Source organism: Micromonospora sp. NPDC050276, assembly GCF_044459545.1.
Taxonomy (GTDB): domain Bacteria; phylum Actinomycetota; class Actinomycetes; order Mycobacteriales; family Micromonosporaceae; genus Micromonospora.
Map to the genome: position 1 here is coordinate 13309 of NZ_JBITJA010000027.1, position 16789 is coordinate 30097.

Annotated in this window: 12 protein-coding genes; all 12 read left to right on the forward strand. The window is 65.1% G+C overall.

Translation table 11 applies throughout. The features are described from left to right. Positions 1-76: 76 nt before the first annotated feature. The 12 genes from ACIBF8_RS31105 (at position 77) to ligA (ending at position 16531) form a co-directional block, all read left to right on the forward strand. Entirely contained in the window at positions 77-745 is a 669-nt protein-coding gene (locus tag ACIBF8_RS31105; RefSeq protein WP_396787480.1) for a GNAT family N-acetyltransferase, read from the forward strand. An 88-nt stretch (positions 746-833) separates the two neighbouring features. Next, positions 834-1187 carry a hypothetical protein gene (locus ACIBF8_RS31110; RefSeq protein WP_396787481.1) on the forward strand — a complete coding sequence of 118 codons (354 nt, stop codon included), beginning with the start codon at positions 834-836 and terminating at the stop codon, positions 1185-1187. A gap of 500 nt (positions 1188-1687) precedes the next feature. Further along, positions 1688-2773, forward strand: a complete 1086-nt coding sequence (locus ACIBF8_RS31115) for a methyltransferase (protein ID WP_396787482.1) — start codon at positions 1688-1690, stop codon at positions 2771-2773. Between the two features lie 79 nt (positions 2774-2852). After that, positions 2853-6107, forward strand: a complete 3255-nt coding sequence (locus tag ACIBF8_RS31120; RefSeq protein WP_396787483.1) for an amino acid adenylation domain-containing protein — start codon at positions 2853-2855, stop codon at positions 6105-6107. Then, the gene (locus ACIBF8_RS31125; RefSeq protein ID WP_396787484.1) at positions 6104-6943 is read left to right on the forward strand and encodes an alpha/beta fold hydrolase; all 840 of its coding nucleotides are present in this window, start codon (positions 6104-6106) and stop codon (positions 6941-6943) included. Before ACIBF8_RS31120 ends, ACIBF8_RS31125 begins: the two co-directional genes overlap by 4 nt. Positions 6944-6966: 23 nt before the next feature. Further along, positions 6967-8019 (forward strand): class I SAM-dependent methyltransferase, encoded by a 1053-nt coding sequence (locus tag ACIBF8_RS31130; protein ID WP_396787485.1) that lies wholly within the window; start codon positions 6967-6969, stop codon positions 8017-8019. 91 nt (positions 8020-8110) lie between these two features. After that, a complete protein-coding gene (locus ACIBF8_RS31135; RefSeq protein WP_396787486.1) occupies positions 8111-8560 on the forward strand; it encodes a RidA family protein in 450 nt (149 codons plus the stop codon). Positions 8561-8725: 165 nt separating this feature from the next. Next, positions 8726-10237, forward strand: coding sequence for an asparagine synthetase B family protein (locus ACIBF8_RS31140; protein WP_396787487.1), 1512 nt, complete (start codon positions 8726-8728; stop codon positions 10235-10237). A gap of 84 nt (positions 10238-10321) precedes the next feature. Continuing rightward, positions 10322-11551 carry an ATP-grasp domain-containing protein gene (locus tag ACIBF8_RS31145; protein ID WP_396787488.1) on the forward strand — a complete coding sequence of 410 codons (1230 nt, stop codon included), beginning with the start codon at positions 10322-10324 and terminating at the stop codon, positions 11549-11551. A 422-nt stretch (positions 11552-11973) separates the two neighbouring features. Beyond that, on the forward strand, positions 11974-13227 hold the full coding sequence (locus ACIBF8_RS31150; protein WP_396787491.1) for an MFS transporter: 1254 nt from the start codon (positions 11974-11976) through the stop codon (positions 13225-13227). A 659-nt stretch (positions 13228-13886) separates the two neighbouring features. After that, positions 13887-14381: a D-arabinono-1,4-lactone oxidase gene (locus ACIBF8_RS31155; RefSeq protein ID WP_396787489.1), complete on the forward strand. Its 495-nt coding sequence runs from the start codon at positions 13887-13889 to the stop codon at positions 14379-14381. A 53-nt stretch (positions 14382-14434) separates the two neighbouring features. Then, a complete protein-coding gene (ligA, locus tag ACIBF8_RS31160; protein ID WP_396787490.1) occupies positions 14435-16531 on the forward strand; it encodes an NAD-dependent DNA ligase LigA in 2097 nt (698 codons plus the stop codon). Positions 16532-16789: the final 258 nt, after the last annotated feature.

Genomic DNA, 16789 nt, shown 5'->3' on the forward strand with positions numbered 1-16789 from the left:
CCCCGGACCCCCGGACCCCCGGACCCCCGGACCCCACCGGCAGTAATCCATCTGCCCGCCGTGCTTGGAGAAACCAATGGACGTCATTCCGCGCATCCGTACCGCCCGCTGGGCGGACAAAGAACCCGTCGCCGCACTTATCGCCGACGCCGTGACCCCCAGCCCGCTCGCCCAGTGGCTGGTGCCCGACCCGGCCGCGCGCCGCCGCGTCCTGGCCGACGTCGCGGCGATCTGGGTAGAGCACGCCATGTTCCACGGCGACATCCAGATCATCGACGACCTGAGCGCTACCGCAGTCACCTTTCACCGTTACCGGCCCATCCCGCCGCCAGCGAACTACCAGAGCCGCCTCGACACCGCCGCCGGCACCCACGCCCAGCGCTTCGACATCCTCGACCAACTTCTCACCCAGCAGCGGCCCACCGACCCACACCACCACCTGGCGATCCTCGCCGTGCGCCCCGACGCCCAACGGCGTGGCCTCGGCGCGGCGATGCTCACCCACCACGAAGCCCGCCTCGACCGCATCAACCTGCCCGCCTGGACCGAGACCCTTCCCACCACTCAGGACCTGTACCTCCGGCACAGATACCTTCCCCGACCGACGCTCACCCTCCCCGACGGGCCCACGGTGACCGTGATGGACCGCCCCTCACGTCCGGCCCGCGAGCCGTGGCCGCTCAACGCCAGCGACTCCACCGCAGCTGCGGCCCCGACGCTCGCTGAGTCCGACACCAAACGCTAGGCCGGATGCTCAGCTGACAGCACCATCGTCGCCTCGCAGCCGTGCGCCTGCGCCGGGCGCATAAGCCGGTCGCCCGCCCGTGAAGGGGATGGTTCTCGACGAGGCCACGGTGAAACTGATCTCAGAGTTGTGGCGCAAGCAGCGCCGCCGATTCGGTGAGGTTGATCCGATGGGCCAGATCTTCGTCCACGCGAACGGGCGGCCGGTGAGCCCGGACTGGCTGACCCGGCTGTTCGCGAAGCTGGTCAAGTGGTTAGGGCTGACTGCGGCGGGGACGTCGGAACGGTCCGATGATCCGCTCGGCCGGCACGAGCCGATGTGTTGCCTCTGCGATCTTGTAATCACGCTAAGCGACTACGCACGGGATTGCCGACCCGCAACGGCGATACTCCGGCGTCCCCGACTCCGGCTTACGCCATGCCAGGCGCGGCACGTCGGCTGACCTCGCGGTGTTAGCCCTCGGCCGGACCGCAGGAGGGAACGGGGTGCTGACCTCCCTGCGCACCAGCACGTCGTCGGGAACGGCACAAACCGTCGTCACTCACCGAAGTCGATGTTGACACGGACCGTCGTGCATGTTTCGCTCTAGATCAAGCCAGTGAATGCAAATCGGCGTTCAGGAATACGGGGAGATTCATGAAGCGTGTCAGCACCTAGTCGCGCCTTTAGGACGGACAGCAGCCATTCCGAGCCTGGTTAATACCATGCCAGGGGTGGGGCTCCGCCTGCGGCTACGACGAGGCGGATGCCTGGCTTTTCTGTAGCTGAACTTATTTGCCCGCCCGCAGGGTAGGGCGCATCCAATGCCTCGCAAACTCGCTTTCGGGCAGCGATATCCATCGTGCCTAGTGCGGGTAGAACTGCTGCGGCCAAGGTAGGAATGCCGCGAGTTCACGATGCGTCGCGACAATCGCAATCGACTCTCTGTCCCATTGTCCCAGCATGGAGGTTCACCTCACCGTGAGTACTGACTCGGTCACCACCGCAGCCGCACCCTCCGACCTGACCATGGACGCCCTCACCCGGGTACTGTTCGGGCACGCAGCATTTCAGTATCTGAATGCCGCCTGCGAGCTGGGGTTGTTGGACGTCCTGCTCGACGACCCCAAGCTGACGAAGCCGGAGATCGGCCAACGCCTCGGCCTTGACGAGCGGGCCAACGACATTCTTCTGCTCGGCTGTACGGCACTCGGCCTCACCAAAAAGACGGACGGCCGATACGAGGTCGCACGGGTCTTGGCCGACATGAAGGATAATGGCGATCTGCAGCGCTTGAAGGACACTGTCGCCTTCGAACAGTACATCGTCTACGAGGGGCAACTCGACTTCACGGAGTCGCTGCGGCACAACCGGAACGTGGGCCTGCGCCGAGTCCGTGGCGCCGGCGCAAACCTCTACCACCGCTTGTCGGAGAACCCCGAACTCGAGCGGGTTTTCTACACCTACATGCGGTCCTGGTCGGAGCTCGCGAACAGGGAGCTGACCAGGGAACTCGACCTGAGTGAGGCGAAGCACCTGCTCGATTGCGGTGGCGGAGACGCCGTCAACGCCATCGCCCTCGCGAAAGCGAACCCACATCTCCAGGTCACGGTCATGGAGATTCCGGCGACGACGCGAATCACCAAGCGACGGATCGCCGACGAGGGACTCAGTGACCAGATCGACGTGGTCGAGGGCGATATGTTCAACGATCCGTTCCCTAGTCAGTGCGATGTGATTCTCTTCGCCCACCAGATGGTCATCTGGACGCTTGAGGAGAACACGCATCTGATGCGTCGGGCCTATCAGGCGTTGCCTGACGGTGGCCAGCTGGTCATCACCAACTCGATGTCGAATGACGAAGGCGATGGACCGGCGGTGGCCGCTCTCGACAGCGTCTACTTCGCGTCCCTGCCCTCGGAAGGCGGCATGATCTATTCGTGGGAACAGCATGAGAACTGTATGCGCGAGGCCGGCTTTAAGAACATCAGTCGCACGCAGTTCAGTGGCTGGACGCCGCACGGGATGATCACGGGCCAGCGATCATAGTTATCGGTTGACCTGCCGAGCGGCACCCGGGTCCGGGACCACAGAAGCTTCCACCGTGCCTTCGGGAAGGAGGGCGTCTATGAAATCCGCGCCGCACGAAGATCAGCACCGATCGACGGAACCAGCAGTAGGCGGTCGCGTCTATGACAGGAAAAGGCACGGCCTCCACAACCTCCAACGAGCGGAAGTGATCGCGGACCCGCACCGCTATATCCGGCAGATCCAGGAACTGGGCCCGGTGTTCTACGACGAAACCAGTCGGGTCTGGGTCTGCACCGGCTATGAGGAGTCGGTGAAGGTGCTGACCCGTCACGCCATCTTCTCGTCCGCCAGGCTGATCAACTCAGAGGAGTTGCAGAGCAGAGGGCTGGGGGAAGCCGCTGACGTCGTAGGGATGCTGCAGAAGCAACTCATCTTCAAGGACCCACCTGCTCATACCGCCGTCCGTGAAGCTCTCCGGGAGCATTTCTCCGGCTCCCGTGTTCGGGCCTGGAGCCACGCCATGCAGGACATCGTCCGTCGGGCACTGGCAGGTCTACCAGCACACGGAACCGCGGACATAATCGCCGACTTCGCCGCCAACCTCTCCTCGCCGCTGATCGCCGCCCTGTTGGGAATGGAGGGGCGGGAGAGCGAGATATCCCGGTGGGCGGACGCCTACGAAGCCCTCCTCGGCAGCGTCTCCGCCCTGCCCGACATACGCGATAAGACAGTCATACCGGTGCTTACCGACGCACTAGCAGCCCTGCAGGCGGCCGGCCGTGGCCGGATGGACGGTGAGCAGGAGGACCTTCTCAGTGCGCTGGTCCGAGCAGGGCGTCCGCACGAACTCGACAAGTCTGGTGTCGACGAGCACCTGTACGAAGTCGCGGCGAACTGTGTTGTCCTTGCCGGTGGTGGCTACCAGACGTTGACCCATCTGGTATCGACTGGGTTGCGCCTGTTCGACCGACATCCCGAACAACAACGGCTTCTTCGCGAAGACCCCGATCTCATCGACTCAGCCGTGAACGAAATATTGAGGTTGGACGGCTCGAGCCAGTACCTCGCACGTCGGGTCACGCAGACAACACTTCTCGGCGGTCACGAGATCGCGGCCGGCCAAAGTGTCCTCGTGCACCTCGGCGCAGCGAACGTGGATCCACGGAAATTTACGGATCCACTGTCCTTCGACATCCGACGTAGGGAGGCCCGGCACTTGGGCTTCGGCCTCGGTCGCCACTACTGCATCGGTGCACCGTACGCCGAGCGTCTCGCCGGCATAGCGATTCTCCAGTTCCTTGACAAATATTCAGATTACAGCTTTGACGGAGATTCCGACGCCTTGCGTTGGGGTCCCCACGCCAACACCCGCTGTCTGGCTTCGGCGCCGGTCCGGCTCGGCCGGCAAGGGGACCGGCCCGCGGATTCTGCTTCTCCTTCTCGCCCCGCGTATACACACGGTCATGCGGATCGGCAGCGAAGCGGAACCCCTGAGGTCGCAGCCACCCTGCGTTGGAGCGGCACCGTCCGGGGTCAAGCCGACCATGATCCCTGGCACGTGAAATTCTCCGAACAGGCGAAGCTGCAGCCGGACAGAATCGCGGTAGAAGCTGAGACCGAAGCTCTAACGTATCGCGAGTTGGACCGCCGAAGCAACACACTCGCATATCAGTTGCGCAGCTTCGGCGTGCAGCCGGAAACAGTCGTCGCCATCGTGATGGAACGGAGGACCGACTTCGTCTGTGCCGTGCTCGCCGTCGCGAAGGCGGGTGGCTCCTTCGTCCTGGCCGACGTCACCTGCCCCCGGGACCGACTCGCCGGAATGCTGGAGGAGTCGAAGTCGTCCCTGGTGTTAACCGACGCCGCGTCGTTCGCAACGTCCCAAGCCTTCTCGCTACGCACACCTACGGTGGTCGTCTCGACCTCACCGGACCACGAGTCAGCGCCGGTCACCGGAGTCAACGTAGGAAACACCGCCTATGTTGTCTTCACGAGCGGATCGACCGGCCGGCCGAAGGCGATCGCCATTAGCCACGAGGGTGTGTCGAACCTTCACGAGGGACTGAACGACATCTTTCGTCTTAGCCCCACCGACCGGGTGCTGCAGTTCCTGTCGCCGAACTTCGACGGCTGCATTTCGGACATCGTCTTGGCCCTCCTGTCAGGAGCGACCCTCGTTTTCGCGGACAACGCGAAGCTGCAAGTGGGCCCCCCGCTGGCTATGACGTTGAAGGACCGACGGATCACCTCCGTCATCATGACGCCGTCGGTGTGGTCGAGTCTGCCGTACACCGACCTTCCCGACCTCAGGATCGGGGCTGCGGCTGGCGAACGACTAGCTTCACCCATCGTTCGAAAATGGCGTGGCCGGCATCGACGTTTCCTGAACATCTACGGTCCGGCGGAAGCGGCGGCGCTGACCGCGTGGCACGAGTGCGGCGACAGCGACGATAGGCCGCCGATTGGTCGGCCGGCGACGAACAAAAGGGTGTACGTGCTCGACGGCGATCGTCCCGTGCCCGTCGGGGAAGAGGGAGAGCTGTGTATCGGTGGCATCGGTCTAGGTCGCTATATTAACCGCCCTGAACTGATGGAGGAGCGGTTCGCGACGGACGCTTTCGTGGACAGGCCCGGCCAGCTCATCTATCGCACGGGTGATCGTTGCCGATGGAGACCGGACGGGACCTTAGATTTCATCGGACGAGCCGATCGGCAGGTAAAGATCAGAGGCCACCGAATCGAACTGAACGAGGTGGAGAACGTCATCGCCGAGTTCCCGCAGGTCTCCGCCTGCACCGTCTACGAGGCAGAGGGGCAGTTGAGAGCCAGCGTCGTGGTCGCCGAAGGCACGCTCGACGAAGAAGCTCTGCGGCGATTCCTCTCGCCACGCCTGTACCCTCCGATGATACCGACCGAGATCCAGCAGGTCGAAGACAGCGGGCGCACCATCAACGGCAAGGCCGACTGGCAAATCCCTCAGGTCAGCGGACGCGACAATCGCTTTACCGGCAGCGACCCGGGCACCCCGACATTGCAGGCAGCCGAGCATCCCGACTACGCGGACACGGCGTGGAACCAGGCCCGCGTGACCTGGGCCGTGGCCCAGTTGTTCGCCCAGTGCTTGCGGCTGCCGCTCCACCGGGTCAAAGATCAATCCGACTTCTACTCACTCGGCGGGGACTCACTATCCACCGCCGAGCTATTCATCCTGATCAACGAGAGGTTCGGCGTCTCAATTAGATTTGAGTCTCTGCTAGACCGCTGTACGCCAGAGGGCCTGGCTGAGGAGATCTTGCAACAGGCACCGTCGCAGCACCTTGCCCCTCCTCGATCGACGCGGGTTGTCGCGTGAGCACCGAGCGAGGGCCGGCCGCGTCTCAGCTTCAGGTCGAGGTCGGCGGCCCGGAGGATGCCACCGAGGGCAGCGTGCTGTATGTGCATGGCACGCTCGACTCGTCGGGAAGCTTTATCCGGGGCTCACGCAAATACCTAGCTCAGTGGCGCTCACTCGCGTACGACCGTCGCGGATGGGGCCATTCGCGACGATCCGGGGACCCCACGTGCGGGCTGGGCAGGCACGTCGCGGACCTGCAGGACATCCTGGCGAGGTACCAGCCGGACATTGTCGTCGGTCACAGCTACGGCGGCTTGGTCGCGCTCAATGCTCTCGGGCAGTCGCCAGCACTGGCCGGTGCGCTCGTGGTGTACGAGCCGCCGATCCGCTGGCTCCCGTGGTGGCCCGACTTGGCGCCATGGGAGGCGCTCGTCCGGGAAGCGGACGCCGAGGACCCGACTGAAGCCGTCAGGAGACTGCGCAGCGCAGTGCTGGGGCGAGAGGTGACAAGGGACTCCGGCCGATCGGACGCCGACGTCGAAGACGGCCTGGCACTACTGGCAGAGATGTCCGACGCCGAGCTCAACACCGTGGGATTCGAGCCGCTCACGTTCGGTGTCCCGACTGTCGCGGCGGCCGGCGTGAACTCGCTGGAGCACGATCGCCGCACTACTCGCGGCCTTGCCGAGCTTGTCCGGCATGGCGTGTATATCGAGCTCCCACGTGCGACACACATCGCTCACATCACGGATCCAGAGCCGTTCTTCGGCCTCGTACGACGCGCAGAGGACCTGCGGCGCCAGGCGGATTCCGTGGGATCCGATCACCACCTGACGTTATCGAACCAAACGTGACACGTGTACATAGGGAGCCTGCAGTGACCTTCGATCTTGCCGCACGGTACCTGCCCGGGATGTCGATCAGTGACTTCGAGCGGAGCTTCCGGGCCCGCTTTCCGCACATGGCATCGACGCTATGGCTGCATCGTCCGGGACGAGACGAAGTGCTGGGGCCGATGTTCGCGGAGCCAAACGAGTTCGAGTCCAACAGCACCGGCCGGGGAGACTCGTACCGGCAGGCCCACCAGCAGAGCATGGTAAAGGCGGTCGGAGTCGCGCAGCTTCTGGAGCTGGCGTCCGGGGAGCCGAGCGCCGGCGGGCTGCTGCCGGACTACCTTCTTCTGGACGTCCTCGGTGGTGACGGAACCGTCGCCAGGGCGGCGAAGCAGCTGCCGAACTGGTCTAGCCCTCGCCAATGGATCCTGACCGGCGATCTTTCAGGGCAGATGATCCGTCAGGCTCTGGCGTACGAGCTACCGGCGGTTCGACTGGCTGCGCAGTTCCTCCTATGCCGCGACGAGACGTTCGGGGGTGTGCTCTTCGCCTACGGCTCCCACCACATACCTGTCCATCAGCGAACTGCCTCGTACGCGGACGCCTTCCGCGTACTCCGGCCAGGCGGGCGCCTGGTCGTCCATGACTTCGAGGTCGGCTCACCAACGGCGAACTGGTTCGAGACCGTGGTCGACACCTATTCGCCGAACGGGCACAAGTACACGCACTTCAGCCGCGCCGAACTCGAGGTGGGGATGGCGGCGGCCGGTTTTGCGGACATCGCGGTCAAGCTGATTTACGACCCGATCGTCGTGCATGCACGCGACGCTTACGGCGCGCGACTGGGCATATTGAACTACCTCCTGAACTCCTACGGTCTAACCTGCGACGAGCAGGAAGCCGGCTCCGCCCTGGACTGGATCGAGGACCAGGTTGCCAAGTGCCTGCAGTACGGGTCGTACGGTCTGGAGCAGTTCGGCTCGGTCGTGTCTCCGGCCGTGCGTGACAGCGGAACCTTGTCCGTGTTCGAGACAGCGGACGGCTGGGCAGGCGAGTTGCCCCGCACCGCCCTTGTCGGAGTCGGACGTAAGGGTTGACTTCGAGCGACCTCGCAGCCCTTCGGTCCTTGCGATGCCGGCTGCGTAAGGAACGACAGAACTTTTCAGATCGTCGAACTGGGAGGCCGTGATGACTGAGCCAGAGATTTCGAGTCCCATCACGAAGGACGGCAAGCAGTTGGTATTTAGCCCATCGCGATATGAGCCGCAGATGGGTTACTCGCGGGGTATTCGCGTCGGCAATCAGATCTTTGTCGCCGGCACCACCGCTATCGATGCGAATGGAAGAGCTTGCGCCGAGGATGTGGGTGCGCAAACCGACTACGTCATCAGGAAGGTCCAGGCCACGCTCCGTCAGTTGGGGGGAGAACTGCACCACGTCGTCAGTACTGTGACGCACCTGCCGGACCTCAGCTACTTCGACGACTACGCGCGAATGTTCCAGAAATACTTCGGGGACATCACCCCCGTCAACACCACGGTCCAGGCGCCGCTCCTGCGGCCGGAACTCCTCGTCGAGATCACTGCGACCGCAGTTCTCGTCCAGTCGACCGACAGTATGAGCTTCAGTGTCAGCTAGCGTCGCGCTGTCGGGAACGATATCTATTGCGAGTCCCCGGGCAGCGTCTACGAGGCGGCCCGGTTGGTGATCCGAAAATGCAAGAATGTCCGGTTGGTGTGCCGGAACTGGCGCCCGATCTCGAGCTTGCGAATGAGAGGTAACAAGGTGTGTGGGATCGCCGTCGTGGTCGATCGCGAGTTGGTGCCGCAGGGCGACGAACGTGCCACGGCTCGGAACAACGAGCTGATCCGTATGCTGGAGAGAATCCGGCATCGTGGGGATTTTGATCATTTTGGAGAGCGGGGCTCGGGAGCTCGCTTCTCGATGGGAACGAACCGGTTGGCCATCGTCGATCGCCAACATGCGTCCCAGCCGTTGTCCGACGAGGCGGGACAGGTCTGGTTGGTGTTCAGCGGAGAGTTGTACGGCTTCCGAAGTATCCGACAGGAACTGGAGGAGCTCGGGCATGCCTTTCGCACGGACTCCGACACCGAGGTGGTACTGCGTTCCTACCTCGAGTGGGGAATCCCGTTCCTGCAGAAACTGAACGGCATGTTCGCGTTCGTCATTTGCGACAGCAGAGACGGATCGTTCCTCGCGGTGCGGGACCATGTCGGCATCAAACCGCTGTACTACCAGCTCCAGGACGGGGTCTATCGGTTCGCCTCCGAGCAGAAATGTCTGCTCGATTATTTCGCGCCCATTCGTCCGGTGCCGCCCGGAACCTACGTCCACAACGGCAGGGAAGTCCGGTACTTTGAGCTGGACGACCAGCAGGTACCGATCGCAAGCTCTGCGGCTTCCCGCAAGTATCGGGAGCTCTTCGAGGACGCGGTGCGTAAGCAGGTCGACACCGACCTCCCGCTTGCCGTGCCGTTTAGCGGCGGCATCGACAGCGCCTCGGTCCTGCAAGCGGCACGGAGGTATCACCACGACGTCACCGCCTTCACGGTCGGCTTCGAGGGGGCCGCGGACGTGGAGGTGGCGAGACGTTACTGCGAAGACTTCGGGGTCAAGCAGCACGTTGTCTATCTGAACCGCTCGGATCTCATCGACATCATCCCCCGGATAGTTTACGGGGCCGAGTTGTTCGAGGTCGTGGACATCATCGACGCCTGCACGCAGTATCTCGTCTATCAGGCCGTCAGGAAACACGGCATCAAGGTCGCCATCTGCGGTGACGGAGCCGACGAGGTGTTGGCCGGGTACGACCTATTCAAGACGCATGCGGATCCGGTCGGTCTGATGAAGTACCGGGTTGGCAACCTCCACCGAACCGATCTGCAACGGGTGGACCGATCAAGCATGATGAACTCCGTCGAGACACGTGTGCCGTTCCTGGACCGTCACCTTCTCAAGTTCGCGTATTCTCTGCCGATGGATCTGAAGATCCGTAACGGCGTCGAGAAATGGGTTCTTCGAGAGGCCATGCGCGACCGGCTGCCCGCCTACATCGTCGATCGACCCAAGATTCGCATGCCGGACGGCAGTGGCATCAAGAACGTCGTCATCGACCATGCACGGCAGCATGCCGACGTGGACGACCGGGTCGCCCGCGGCCTCGGCATCACCAGCACGGAAGGGGCCTATTTTCTCGACATCTTCTTGAAGGCAGGCTTCCCACCGCCGGCCGAACGGTTCAAGCGACCTGTGGACGACTATGCACCGAACGGCTACTTCGAATTTATTTCCTAGTACGCGGTCGCGTCAGTGGTCACGAACCCGGCAGCTATGACGCGTTGAAGTTGTGCGTAGTGTCTTCACGGGAGGAGTTTTCAAATGTCAGAGCTGGACCCTGCCATCGCGGTCATAGATCCGGTTGCAGCGGCTGGGCCCTATGGCCGGGAAGGCGCCGCCCTCGGCTTCAGAGTGATCTGCGTCCTGACCCAGGAATACCGCACCCCCTACATCACGCAGACGTTCGATCCAGCGGACTTCAGCGAGGTCTACCAACACTCCACCACCGACGAGACGGTGGCATTCCTGAAGAGCCGCAGCGTCGTCGCGGTCGTCCCGGGAGCTCCGCCGTCTCTCAAGATCGTAGACGTGTTGGCTGAGTCGCTCGGGCTCATCGGCAATCCGACCACGAGTCTGGAGGCCCGAAGGAACAAGCGTGTGATGAAGGAGCACTGGACACGGCACGGGGTCCCGTGTGCCGCGTTCCACGAGTCAGAGGATCTAGAGTCCATCATCTCCTGGGCTGACGGGCACGGCTACCCGGTGGTTCTCAAGCCGAATGCCTCGGTCGGGGGCGTCCATGTCTTCGTGTGCGCGAACCGGCAGGAGATCGTCGACGCCTTCAACGTGATCGTGAGTCAGGCCGACCCTTACCACCAGCGGTTTTCGACGGTGCTGGCCGAAGAGTATCTGGATGGCGACGAGTATTTCATGGACCTGGCGCACACCGGTGGCGGCGAGGCCGTGCCGATAGCCTTCGCCAAGTACGAAAAGATCCAGCGGGACGGAAACGCGAGCATCTATCGAAACATGTTCTCGCTGCCGTTGGACGATCCGATCGCCCTGGCGGCCCTGCCGTACGTGAGGTCGGTCAACGACGCGCTCGGCGTGCGTTACGGGATCAACGACACCGAGTTCAAGATGACGTCACGCGGCCCGCGGGTCGTCGAGGTCAACAACCGTCTTCCGGGTGCCAGCGTTCCCTTGATGATCCAACGGTGCTCGGGCCTCAACGTCTTCCAGGAGAACATCAGGATCTTCGTCGATGGGCGCCGTATGTCTGGGGACCACCACTTCGAGCGCCACTACAACATCTGTTGCCTAATCAACGACGAGCCTGGTGTGGTGCAGGGCTATGCCGGGCTCGAAGGGGTCAGGGAGCTTCCCTCGTACGACGGCGAGAGAATGATCGCTCCGCACGGCGTCCACTGGCCGGTCACCCGAGACCTGGACGGCTGCTGGGGGCTAATCCGCCTCGTACACGAGGACCGGGAGCAGTTGTTCCGTGACTCGGAGGCGGTGCACGGCATGATGCGACTCCTGGTGGCCTAGCCGCCGCGCGCCGGCTCACCGCTAGTGGCGTAGAGAAGGCACCATCCGCGCCGCACGCACTCAGCACCTCGCCTGCCGCGCCCGACGTGACAAGGGCCGTCGCCAGGTCCTGAAACAACCTCGCGGAGCCTTTCTGGTGACCGGATCTTCGCGGTGGGTGGGGTAAGGTATCCGGGCGTGAAACCCCGGCCGGCGGGCGTTCGAGAGGGTGCCGGGCGGGACTCGGCCGCAGCCCGGACGATCGCTCCCGTCGGAGGAATCCGACGGTCGGCCGGTCTGGTGCTGTCGTCCGAGCCGGTCGTCGGTCCTGCGCACCGTGCGGCGAGGAAGGCGTCGATTCCCATCATTCCGGAACAGAGCATCGACGCCTTTCCGCGCCCGCGTCACCGGGATGACACTGCAGTCACTTGTACGTGGTCGGGATGGCCCGGGAGGTACGGACCGTGTTGGATGTGAAGCCCTACCGGGAGGCACTCGCGCTGCCGGGTCTGTGGCCCCTGCTGCTGGTCGCCATTCTGGCTCGCGTGCCGGTGGCGGCCACGGCGGTGGTGATGACGCTGCACGTACTCGATCTGGGCCGCGGCTATTTCGCCGCCGGACTCGTCGGGGCTGCGATGACGGTTGGTTCGGCGCTCGGCGCGCCACTGCTCGGCCGGCTGGTCGACCGGCGTGGCCTGCGGCCGATGCTGCTGCTGACCACAGCGGTCTCGGCGCTGTTCTGGGGTACGGCGCCGGTCCTGCCGTACCCGGTGCTGCTCGGCGCCGCGTTCGTCGGCGGGTTGCTCACCCTGCCGGTCTTCTCGGTGGTCCGGCAGTCGATCGCCGCGCTGGTCCCGCCGGCCCAGCGCCGTCAGGCGTACGCGCTGGACTCGATGTCGGTCGAGCTGAGCTTCATGGTCGGGCCGGCGGGGGCGGTGGCCCTGGCCATCAGTCTCTCGCCCACCCTCACCATGTACGCCGTCGGTGGAGGGATCGTGCTGGCCGGACTCACCCTGCTGGTGCTGAACCCGCCGACCCGGGCGCGTGACGAGGAGACGACGCCGGCGCAGGCACTGCCACGCCGGCAGTGGTTGACCCCGCGGCTGATCGGGCTGCTCGCCGGTGGCGCGGCGGGCACGCTGGTGATCGCCGGCATCGATGTGTCGGTGGTGGCGGTGTTGCGTGACGCTGGCCAAGTCGAATGGACCGGTGTGGTGCTGGCACTCTGGGCGGCGTGCTCGTTGATCGGTGGCTTCATCTACGGTGCGCTCTCCCGTCCGGTGCCGTCGCTGGTTCTCGCCCTGATCCTCGGTCTGGTCACCATTCCCGTCGGCCTGGGCAGCGGCCAGTGGTGGCTGCTGGCCCTGATGCTGCTGCCGGCCGGAGCGTTCACCGCGCCGACCGTGGCGGCCACCGCCGACGCGGTGAGCCGGCTGGTGCCGGCGAGCGTGCGGGGTGAGGCGATGGGCCTACACGGCTCGGCGATGGTGGTGGGTGTGGCGATCGGTGCCCCGCTTGCCGGTGCGGCGATCGATGCCTCGGCACCCGCCTGGGGCTTCGTCGCTACGGGCCTGCTCGGCGCGCTGATCACCCTGGCGGTGCTGCCGACCGGGTTGCGTCAGCGAAGGTCCGCCACCCCCACTGCCGTTTCCCCGCCCGAATCGATCGAGTCCCCCGCCGTCCGGTCGTCCATCTAGACCCCAAACGCGCCGCCGGCCGGCCGGTTGACGCCGGCGGGACATGGACCGTGGCACGGTTTGTCGATCATCTCCTCGGGGTAGGGAGGCTAGGATTCGATGTTTGTGCGTGGACTGCTTGACAGTGATCTCCTCTCCGGTACGCACGAGGTCACGATGAGACTGCAGCCGAAGCGGGCCGCACGGCCGGCGGAAGCCGGGCAGCTTCATCAGATGGGTACCGGCACCAAACTCGCCTGAGACCGACATGCCGATCAATCTCGTTCCCTGACGCGCAAACGCGTCACCAATTAGGCTCGATCATGAGAGCCTCACCCGCCGGATTACCTGCTGGCGATGACCGAAGCGGTACCGCGTAGGTGTCAGAGAGATAGAGCTGGGTGCCGGCGAGAAGGTCTCGCTGGCCGTCGCTGACGCTGCTCTTTCGTTGTCCTGGCTGGACGATGGCGGGCACCCGGCGGTGCGCCCCGACCGGCGGAAAGCGTGCACCCTGTGCTTCAGTGGTTGGCATAGGGGCAGTGTCTCCCTGCGGGATCCCGGTGACGTTCCCCCGGTTTCCCGGGGGGGTCTACGGCTGCTTGAACGAAGGTCATTCCCCGGCGTCTGAGGACAACTTCTGACGGGACGTCCATAGCTTGACGCGGGTGGAAGGCGGCGGCGTGAGGCAGTCAGAGCACGCCGACGCGGCCGGCGAACTCACGCCTGCCTGGCAGGCTGTGGCGGTTGCGGGAGAGCCGGTCGGCGGTGCGTTGCTGGGCATAGGGTCCGAACCGGACTTCCTGTGGGGTGTCGCGTTCGGCGGCCAGAAACGCCTGGACCGTGGCCTGCGGGCGACCTCGGCGTGCAGCGCCGAGGCGCCCGCCGGGTCGATCACCGCCGCGCGTCCGTTGTTCGACGACATCCAGCGCCTGCTCTACAGGCTGGGCGGCAGGCCGCACTGGGGCAAGTACTTCAACCCGGGGCTGCTGCCCGCCTCCAACACCGACGGCTTCCACCGGTTCCGGCAGGCTCTCCGCACGTTCGACCCGCACCGACGCTTCGAGAACGACACCTTCTATCGCACGCTCGGGCTCGCCCCGACGCGACCCGGAGTTGATGGACCGGCGCCACTCAGCCGCCCCCGCCTGGCGGCGCCGACGCGACACCAGGGATGAATCCCACCAGCGCTACCGACGTGCTGTCAGGGGCAGTCAGCAGAATGGGCGGCATGACGACACCTTCCGCAGCGGCGTTCGCTGTCGACCTCGCTGACGAGGCCGCCTACCTTGAAGCCGTCGCGCAGGCGCGGAAGGCCGCCGATGCCTACTACGGCTCCGGCGAATCAGACCTGGACGACGAGACCTACGATCGGCTGCTGCGCGGTATCACCGCGTGGGAGGACGCGCACCCCGGGCAGATCGCGGTCGACTCCCCGTCCCAGCAGGTCGCGGCGGGCGTGACAACTGGTGACGTCGCGCACCCCGTTCCGATGCTCAGCCTGGGGAACGTCTTCTCGGACGAGGAACTGACGGCGTGGGCGGTCTCGCTGGAGCGGCGGCTGGGCGGAGCCGCGGTGGCAGGTTGGGCGGTGGAACCCAAGCTCGACGGTGTGGCCTTGGCGGCCCGCTACCGTGAGGGCCGGTTGGTTCAACTCGTCACCCGCGGCGACGGGATGACCGGGGAGGACGTGTCCCACGCGATGGGGGACATCATCGGCCTGCCCATGACCCTGACCGAACCGGTCACGGTCGAGGTGCGGGGCGAAGTCCTCATGACCGAGGACCAGTTCGCAGCTGCGAACGAGCTGCGGATCATGCACGGCGCTACGGCCTTCGCCAACCGCCGCAACGCCTCCTCGGGCTCGCTGCGCGCGAAGGACCGGGCCTACCGAATCGGGCAGACCTTCCTGGCCTACGCCGCACTGACCCACCCCGAGCACACCGACGATCCCGGCCTCGCCGCGCTCACCCACACTGAACTCATCGCCCGCCTCGCCGATCTCGGGCTGGGGACGATGGCCGACACCCCGCTCGCCACCCGGACCTACGCGACCCTTGACCAAGTTGTGAACCGGGTGCGCGAGATCGGCGCCCTGCGTGCGGGACTCGACATCGAACTCGACGGTGCCGTGATCAAGGCCGACAGCCCCGCGGACCAGATCCGGGCCGGGATGGGCTCTCGCACGCCGCACTGGGCCACCGCCTTCAAGTTCCCGGCCGCCCAGAAGATCACTGTGCTGCGCGCCGTGGAGTGGAGCGTGGGCCGCACCGGTGTGATCGCCCCGCGGGCCGTCCTCGACCCCGTGGACGTCGCCGGCACCACCATCACCTACGCCACGCTGCACAACCCGGCCGACATCACCCGCCGGGGTCTGATGCTCGGAGACCACGTCATCGTCTACCGAGCCGGCGAAGTCATTCCCCGTGTCGAAGGCGCGGTCGCCGGTCTCCGTACCGGCACCGAGCAGCCCATCGACTTCCCCGAACTCTGCCCGCGCTGCGGCTCCGGCATCGACCGCAGCCAGGAGCGCTGGCGCTGCGCGCGGGGACGCTCCTGCGGCCAGAAAGAGGCGATCCGGTACGCCGTGGCCCGCGACGCGCTCGACATCGACGGCCTCGGCGAGAAAATCATCGTGCAACTCGTCGACAAGGGGCTGATTGAGGACTTCGCCGACCTGTTCACCCTCACCCGCGATCAGCTACTCACCCTGGACCGCATGGGGGCCAAGAGCGCCGACAACCTCATGGCCGCGATCGAGACGGCCAAGACCAAGCCCCTGAATCGCGTCTTCTGCGCCCTTGGTGTCCTGGGCACCGGCCGTTCCATGTCGCTGCGCATCGCCGCGCACTTCGGCTCCATGCAGGCCATTCGAGACGCCGACGCCGTCGCTCTCGAGCAGGTCAACGGCATCGGCAACGAGAAGGCCCCGGTGATCGTCGAGGAACTGGCCGACCTCGCCCCGGTCATCGACAAGCTCGTCGCCGCAGGTGTGAATCTGGACCAGCCCGGCTTCGTTCCCGCTGCTCCCACAGATGCTGAGGGCGATGCGGAGGCGTCCGCCCAGGAGGCGAAGAGCGAGCTGCCCTTGGCGGGGCTGACCGTGGTGGTAACCGGTGCGATGACCGGCCCTCTCTCGGACCTATCCCGAACCGAGATGACCGAGCTGATCGCCAGGGCGGGGGGACGCGCATCCTCAAGTGTCTCTGCCCGCACCCACCTCGTCGTCGCTGGAGAGAAGGCCGGCAGCAAGCTCGACAAGGCCCTGGCACTGGGCATCGAGACCATCACCCCCGAGGAACTCGCCGAGCGTCTCGCTGGCATCTGACGTCGGTCGCCGTACCGATCGCGGACTCCGGGTACGGCGTCCGCGCCGTGCACCAGGCGGAAATGCCGGCGCCCCGCGTACCGCGACGCCTGACTTGATCTTCGCCCTACCAGGACACCTGAACGTTCGGCTGGCTCCGGACTTGTTCAAGAGGTGGCTCGGGCGTGTCAACGCCGCTCCAAACCTGACCACCGTGGTCCGGCTGAAACTGGACCACCTCGGTTGGTTGATCTTTAGTCGTTGGTCTTATTTGCTGCA

Coding starts and splice junctions, on each gene's coding strand:
- ACIBF8_RS31105 (WP_396787480.1), top strand. CDS start 77: ATGGACGTCATTCCGCGCATCCGTACCGCCCGCTGGGCGGACAAAGAA.
- ACIBF8_RS31110 (WP_396787481.1), top strand. CDS start 834: ATGGTTCTCGACGAGGCCACGGTGAAACTGATCTCAGAGTTGTGGCGC.
- ACIBF8_RS31115 (WP_396787482.1), top strand. CDS start 1,688: ATGGAGGTTCACCTCACCGTGAGTACTGACTCGGTCACCACCGCAGCC.
- ACIBF8_RS31120 (WP_396787483.1), top strand. CDS start 2,853: ATGAAATCCGCGCCGCACGAAGATCAGCACCGATCGACGGAACCAGCA.
- ACIBF8_RS31135 (WP_396787486.1), top strand. CDS start 8,111: ATGACTGAGCCAGAGATTTCGAGTCCCATCACGAAGGACGGCAAGCAG.
- ACIBF8_RS31145 (WP_396787488.1), top strand. CDS start 10,322: ATGTCAGAGCTGGACCCTGCCATCGCGGTCATAGATCCGGTTGCAGCG.
- ACIBF8_RS31150 (WP_396787491.1), top strand. CDS start 11,974: ATGGCCCGGGAGGTACGGACCGTGTTGGATGTGAAGCCCTACCGGGAG.
- ligA (WP_396787490.1), top strand. CDS start 14,435: ATGACGACACCTTCCGCAGCGGCGTTCGCTGTCGACCTCGCTGACGAG.